Below are 6,550 nucleotides of genomic sequence, written 5' to 3'. Positions count from 1 at the left end.
AGATGCTGTTTGTAGATGAACGTGAGAAGCCGCTTAGCTTGCAAATTTTCGGAGGCGACCGCAAATCTTTGGTGGAAGCAGCGAAAGTCGTAGACCAGGAAACGAATGCAGATATTATTGACATTAATATGGGCTGCCCGGTTCCCAAAGTGACCAAATGTGATGCAGGTGCTCGGTGGCTGCTTGATCCAAACAAGATTTATGAGATGGTATCAGCAGTAGTAGAATCGGTAAGCAAGCCAGTTACCGTGAAAATGCGTATCGGTTGGGATAGCGAGCATATTTACGCTGTAGAGAATGCCCGCGCTGTTGAACGTGCCGGAGGCAAGGCTGTCAGCGTCCATGGTCGTACACGGGAGCAACTGTATACGGGGCATGCGAATTGGGATATTATAAAGGAAGTTAAAGAAGCGGTATCTATTCCTGTAATTGGGAATGGTGATGTGGCAACACCGGAAGATGCCCGCCGTATGCTGGATTTGACCCATTGTGATGGCGTTATGATTGGACGCGGGGCGTTGGGGAATCCATGGATGTTGTACCGTACGATTGAGTATTTGCAGACAGGTAAGCTGTTGCCCGATCCATCCCCAGAAGAAAAAATCCGTATTGCCATTCTGCATATGGACCGTCTGGTGGCGTTGAAAGGCGAAGCAGTAGCTGTGCGTGAAATGCGTAAGCATCTGGCTTGGTACCTCAAGGGGATCAAAGGTTCTGCACGTATTAAGGATGTAATTATGGAAGAAACAAAGCGTGACGATATGGTACGTATATTGGAACAGTTTGTATCGCAATTGCACATGGTGGAAAATGAAGGGCTTTCAACAGACGCTGCTTTTCTTGCGACTGTTGTGCAATAAGGAAGCTGTTCCGACTTGTGCACGCGATTGACTTTTCCAATTGCTTGCCCTATAATCGTTCAGTATAAAATCTTGATGTATACTACAATTTGTATGCAGCTCTCAAGACAACAGCAGGAAATGTTCTCATTCCCTCAGAGTGGCATATGATGTTTTGAAAGCGTGCATTCCGATGCACTTTTAAACTTTTCCCATGACAGGAGAATCGGTTGAGATGAGCGATAAAGAAGTCATTCTGACACAGGAAGGCCTTAGAAAGCTCGAAGATGAGCTTGAGAACTTAAAGTCTGTCAAACGCCGCGAAGTGGCTGAACGGATTAAGGTAGCCATCGGATACGGAGATATTAGTGAAAACTCCGAATATGAGGATGCGAAAAATGAACAGGCCTTTATTGAAGGCCGTATCATTACGTTGGAAAAAATGCTGCGCAATGCCCGTATTATCAATAGCGATGAAATTGACACCGATGTTGTGGGAGTAGGGGCAACGGTAACTGTTGAAGACTTGGAATTCGGGGATATTACAGAATATGCTATCGTAGGTTCTGCCGAATCTGACCCGCTCCAAAACAAGATCTCCAATGAAAGTCCGGTTGGCAAGGCAATTCTCGGTAAGAAAAAAGGAACTGTTGTAGATGTAACCGTTCCAGCAGGTGTTATTCAATATAAAATCGTGGATATCAAGAAATAAAACACGGACGTTGGAATTTAATGTAAAAGCTTCCTTGTGGAAGCTTTTTTTCTCTACACCCGAGACGGACCCCGGCCCGTCTATTCATATGAAGGAGCTGATTTAGCACCATGTCGGATGAAACTACTAACCAGGAACTACAGGAAAATCGCGAGGAATTAAGTGAACTATTGCAAATTCGTCGTGCCAAATTGGACGAGCTTCGCTCATTGGGCATTGATCCTTTTGGACGCAAATACATACGCACGGATGAAGCGGGCGTACTACTGAGCAAGTATGACAGCTTGACCAAGGAAGAACTGGAAGAAAAAAATATTGAAGTTAGCATAGCAGGCCGCATTATGGCCAAACGAGTGATGGGGAAAGCCAGCTTTGCTCATATACAGGATCTTAGCGGACGTATTCAAATTTATGTTCGTCAAGACACTGTACCTGAAGCAAATTATAAAGCATTTGGTATTTTGGATCTCGGCGATATTGTTGGTGTTAAGGGCGTGCTCTTTAAGACCAAGACAGGTGAAACGACGATCAAAGTATTGGATATTGAGGTTTTGTCCAAATCCCTGTACCCATTACCGGAGAAATACCATGGTCTGAAAGACGTTGAATTGCGTTATCGTCAGCGTTACGTAGATCTGATTATGAACCCAGAAGTCCAAAAAACGTTCATCACACGGTCTCGTATTATTCAATCCATGCGTCGTTATCTGGATTCGCTCGGTTACTTGGAAGTTGAAACTCCAACGTTGCACGCCATTGCTGGTGGAGCGGCGGCGAAGCCATTTATTACACACCACAATGCATTGGACACGCAGCTTTATATGCGTATTGCTATTGAGCTTCATTTAAAACGGTTAATTGTTGGCGGAATGGAGAAAGTATATGAGATCGGGCGAGTATACCGTAACGAAGGTGTATCGACCCGTCATAACCCTGAGTTTACGTTGATCGAGCTATATGAGGCATATGCTGATTATAAAGATATCATGCAATTGACGGAAAACTTGATTGCACATATTGCGCAGGAAGTACTGGGCACACAGCACATTCAGTATCAAGGACAGGAAGTGGATCTGACGCCACAATGGCGCAGAGTTTCCATGGTCGATGCTGTTAAAGAAGTGACAGGCGTAGACTTTAGTGTGCAAATGAGTAATGAAGAAGCTCATCGCCTTGCAAAAGAGCATAAAGTTCCGGTTGAACCGCACATGACATTTGGCCATATTTTGAATGCATTCTTTGAGCATTTTGTAGAGGAAACGCTCATTCAGCCAACCTTTATTACTGGGCACCCGGTTGAAATTTCGCCGTTGGCCAAGAAAAATGAGCAAGATCCGCGTTTTACGGATCGCTTCGAGCTGTTCGTGGTCGCTCGCGAGCATGCGAATGCGTTCACTGAGCTGAATGATCCAATTGACCAGCGCCAACGTTTTGAAGCCCAATTGCTGGAACGTGAGCACGGCAATGATGAGGCTCATGAAATGGATGATGACTTTATCCGCGCCTTGGAATATGGTATGCCGCCAACAGGTGGGCTGGGCATCGGCATCGACCGTTTGGTTATGTTGCTGACAGATGCGCCTTCCATTCGCGATGTGCTGCTTTTCCCGCATATGCGTAACCGTACAGTAGAATAACATAACATTATGAATATAGAGGATCAGCCGGGGTTCCCGTGTCTTGTTCCTCTTTTTCATAAGAACGGATGGAGAGGAATACTTCTGATGAAACGCAGCGTCAAGCTTAGTCGGTTCGCATCGCCCCCTTTTATATTGGTCATTGGATATTTATTGATTATTGCATTGGGGACTTTACTACTGATGCTTCCTGTTGCCAATCATGGTGGACATGCTCCGCATTGGATTGATTCGCTTTTTACGTCCGTCTCTGCTGCTTGTGTCACAGGATTAGTCGTTGTTGACGTTAATTCGACCTATACCGTATTTGGAGAAACCGTCATTTTGGTGTTAATGCAGCTGGGCGGGCTGGGTTTTATGACCCTGGCGACCTTATTTGCGCTGTTAATGGGGCGACGACTATCGTTGAAGGATCGGTTGCTGCTTAAGGAGGCGATTAACGCCGATAGTATGGAAGGGATCGTGCGCATTATTCGCAAGGTGCTGATCTTTTCTTTTACCATTGAAGCGATTGCAGCTGTCGTCTTGGCTTTGCGCTGGATGCGAGAAATGCCTGTCGGACAGGCCATATATTATGGGATATTTCATTCCGTATCTCTCTTTAATAACGGTGGCTTCGATCTGTTCGGGACTAGCTTTCAGCAATATACTGGAGATTTTGTTTTCAATATGATTGCATCTGTGCTTGTGATTTCGGGAGGATTGGGTTTCCTTGTGCTCAGCGACTTGTTCGATTTCCGTCGTACCCGGAGACTAACTTTACACTCTAAAATGGTGCTAAGCGTGTCGGGAGCGCTCATTGTAATTGGTGCGCTGGTCCTATTTATTTTTGAGTTTACTAATGCACGAACCCTGGGCGCGCTAAACTGGGAAGGAAAAGTATATGCCGCTGTCTTTCAATCCATCTCCACGAGATCATCGGGTACAAGTACAATCGATGTCAGTGGGTTAAGGCAGGCCAGTCAGTTTTTTATTATGCTGCTGATGATTATCGGTGCTTCTCCAGGCTCTACTGGAGGAGGAATTAAAACGACTACGTTTCTGCTGATGGTAGGGGCATTAATTGCCGTTATGCGAGGACAGAAGGAAATTGTGTTTTTCCGTCATAGGGTTCCTCAAGATATTATGATGCGGGCGTTGACCATCATAGTGTTGGGACTATTTATATTCTCGATTGTGGTTATACTACTCTTAATGATAGAGGATGCCCCATTTCTCTCGCTTGCATTTGAGGCGTCTTCTGCAATCGGAACGGTAGGATTGTCTCTAGGAGTGACGCCAGGATTATCCGACGCAGGCAAGCTGATTATTTGTGTGACCATGTTCATTGGCCGAATCGGTCCTCTTACGATTGCCTATGCCATTCGCCCACGTTCGACCAAGACGTTGTACCGTCGTCCCGAAGGACATGTTGTAATTGGATAGCTTATCTATATAAAAGATGCACCCATGTTGATCAGAGGTGCATCTTTTTTTATTGTACATATCATAATCCTTTATTTGCAGCATATCATGAAAAATGCCCAATTTGAGAGTAAGAGGAAATACATTAAACAAACGTAAATCCTTTGTAAAAAAACGGCTATTTGTTTCCTTTTATGTAATTATAGACAAAATACTAGGAATTTTATGTATAATATTGTATGATAGTGGGCATGAAGGGGGGGACTTAGGGGAACACCAATTTCAAAATTGAAAGGAATCGTCTAATTATGTATTTATTTATTATTAGTGCTGAGGTTTTATTTTGGGTTTTTGTAGTTGCAGGGTTAGCCGCAAGGTATATGTTTGGGTTGAAGAAATTAGGAGGTCTTCTTTTACTATTTACCCCAATTATTGATATCCTGTTACTGATTGCGGTGTTCATCACGGTGAGAAGTGGCATGGAGATTACGACTGCTACTGGCCTGGCGGCCTGTTACTTTGGTATTACGGTGGCATTTGGTCACAGGCTAATTAAGTGGGCAGATGTGCGTTTCTCTCATTGGTTTGGCAAGGGACCCAAGCCTGAACGCAAGTATGGTGCTGCTCATGCAAAAGAGGAACGGATAGGCTGGTTGCTTCACCTCTTGGGTTGGGCTATAGGCAACGCTTTATTGCTCGCCATTATTGTATATGTAGGTGATCCGCAGCGTACAGCGGCACTGGAGGGCATTATGCAAACATGGGCGATCGTTCTGGCAATCGACTTTGTTGTCTCCTTTAGCTATACGATAGCTCCTAAAAAACATAAACATAAGGCTTAGCCTTAGATAAAAAGCTTCAAGCTTAGATCAGGTCAGGTTGGTTGCTCAGGATGTTCAAATCGGAGGATCATGGATGGTGAAAATGAAGTAGTTCCTTCCGATGGTGGGGTGGGTCTATCGTTACAATGGAAATATTTATAAAACTATGATATTTTTATATGGAACTCGCTTTGAAAATCACCTTATTGTTCCTCTCTACCTTTTCACACGCATGGATTCCTTCCGATTTGAACACAGACCAATAAAAACAAGGTTTACAATTTTTAAAATATTATTGTCATCTGCCTAAAACGTCGACTATATATGTTTGGCAACTGACGAGATAATATTCCAGGAAAGATTATTTATGTCTATATATGTAGACAAACGAAATTAAGTTGTTATTATGTTTAAAAATGTAAAAAAGAAAGGTGGTTTCTGTGGCAGTACTACTGAGTGGTAAGAACATTTTGATTATGGGTGTGGCGAATAACAGGAGTATTGCCTGGGGGACAGCCCAGTCTTTAGCTGCGGAAGGAGCAAATCTCATTTTTACTTACGAAAATGAGAGGGTTGCAGAACGGGTGCTAAAGCTCGCTGAAACCATTCCGGGGTCCATTGTCTGTCCTTGCAATGTACAGAGCGATGAAGAATTGGACGCGCTGACGGATTTCCTTAAGGAGAAGGTAGGCGTCTTACACGGTTATTTCCACAGTGTTGCGTTTGCTAAGGCTGAGGATTTGGAAGGTTTATTTGTCGACACTTCTCGCGAGGGATTCGCAGTGGCTCAAGAAATCAGTGCCTATTCTCTGGCTGCTGTATCCCGCCGAGTATACCCGCTGATGACGGAGGGTGGAAGTATTGTCACCATGACGTATATCGGTGCAGAACGAGCGATCAAGAATTACAACATTATGGGCGTAGCGAAAGCTTCACTGGAAGCAAGCATGCGCTATCTGTCGAATGATCTGGGTACCTATGGCATTCGTGTAAATGCAATTTCGGCGGGTCCTATACGTACTTTGGCCGCCTATGGCATTAAAGATTTTAACACAATGCTAAAGCATATTGAAGAAACCACGCCCCTACGCAAGACGGTGGATACGTCCGAAGTCGGAGATACGGCGTTATTCCTGT

The 6,550-nt window shown here is 44.4% G+C and carries 6 protein-coding genes; all 6 read left to right on the top strand.

The features are described from left to right. On the top strand, window positions 1-860 hold an 860-nt coding region (gene dusB / locus AC5V8P_RS22170; RefSeq protein WP_495473870.1), incomplete at its 5' end, for a tRNA dihydrouridine synthase DusB. Window positions 861-1,074: 214 nt separating this feature from the next. Continuing rightward, window positions 1,075-1,551 (top strand): transcription elongation factor GreA, encoded by a 477-nt coding sequence (gene greA / locus AC5V8P_RS22165; protein ID WP_007428055.1) that lies wholly within the window; start codon window positions 1,075-1,077, stop codon window positions 1,549-1,551. A gap of 110 nt (window positions 1,552-1,661) precedes the next feature. Then, window positions 1,662-3,188 carry a lysine--tRNA ligase gene (lysS, locus tag AC5V8P_RS22160; RefSeq protein ID WP_063208406.1) on the top strand — a complete coding sequence of 509 codons (1,527 nt, stop codon included), beginning with the start codon at window positions 1,662-1,664 and terminating at the stop codon, window positions 3,186-3,188. Between the two features lie 87 nt (window positions 3,189-3,275). Beyond that, complete coding sequence (locus tag AC5V8P_RS22155; RefSeq protein ID WP_064795703.1) at window positions 3,276-4,613, top strand: TrkH family potassium uptake protein; 1,338 nt, start codon at window positions 3,276-3,278, stop codon at window positions 4,611-4,613. Between the two features lie 287 nt (window positions 4,614-4,900). Continuing rightward, window positions 4,901-5,434: a hypothetical protein gene (locus tag AC5V8P_RS22150; protein ID WP_063208410.1), complete on the top strand. Its 534-nt coding sequence runs from the start codon at window positions 4,901-4,903 to the stop codon at window positions 5,432-5,434. A gap of 419 nt (window positions 5,435-5,853) precedes the next feature. Then, window positions 5,854-6,550 (top strand): enoyl-ACP reductase FabI (locus AC5V8P_RS22145; RefSeq protein ID WP_495473869.1); only part of this gene is annotated, 697 nt, incomplete at its 3' end.

The sequence above is a fragment of the Paenibacillus sp. N119s genome, from assembly GCF_059447605.1.
This window is presented reverse-complemented; position numbering and strand designations above follow the sequence as displayed.